Annotated in this window: 1 protein-coding gene; it reads right to left on the minus strand. The window is 60.3% G+C overall.

What is annotated here, in order from left to right; all coding sequences use genetic code 11:
• Positions 1-770, minus strand: a 770-nt coding sequence (locus tag ACYVG7_RS06665; protein ID WP_460882431.1) for a PKD domain-containing protein, incomplete at its 3' end; no start/stop codon positions are given.
• Positions 771-864: the final 94 nt, after the last annotated feature.

Raw genomic sequence — 864 nt, forward strand, 5'->3', positions numbered from 1 at the left:
GCCGCATAGCTGTGGCTGGCGCTCTTGCCGGTGCCGGTCGCCCCATCACCAAAGTTCCAGCTGTAGCTGGCAATGCTGCCATCACTGTCGCTCGACGCGCTGGCGTCAAAGCTGGCAACCAATTCCTTGGCGCTGTGGCTAAAGGCAGCGGTCGGCGCAACGTTCGCCTTGAGCACGCTGATGCTGGCGCTCTTGCTGGCTGTCGCCCCTTGGTCATCAGTCACCGTCAGGGTGACGGTATAGGTTCCCGCTGCCGCATAGCTATGGCTGGCGCTCTTGCCGGTGCCGGTCGCACCATCACCAAAGTTCCAACTGTAGCTGGCAATGCTGCCATCAATGTCGCTCGACGCGCTGGCGTCAAAGCTGGCAACCAATTCCTTGGCGCCGTGGCTAAAGGCAGCGGTTGGAGCCACATTGGGTGCCACCACGCTAACGCTGACGCTCTGGCTGGCCGTCGCCCCTTTGTCATCAGTCACCGTCAGAACGACGGAGTAGTCGCCAGCCGCCGCATAGGTATGGCTGACCGTTTTGCCGACACCGCTGGAGCCATCACCAAAATCCCATTGGTAGCTGGCAATATTCTCGGTGGAGCCACTGGCATCCAGATTCACCTCCAAGCCGGAGACTTGCTGGGTGAAGCTGGCGGTCAATTCAGCGACTGGAGGAGCCGGATTATCACCACCGCCGCCGCCACAGGCGGTCATGAATAGCGCCAGCAGAGCCATCAGCCCGATGCGCCAAAAAGTTGGATATTCGTGTCGTGTCATCATCCCTGTATCCCTGTAACCGTTCACCGGCCCCGGCTTGACTAAGCCGAGGTCAGGTTGAATACGTCAGGATAAGGCTGGCCCGTCATGACCGCTG

It is taken from the genome of Pseudaeromonas pectinilytica (genome assembly GCF_054780855.1).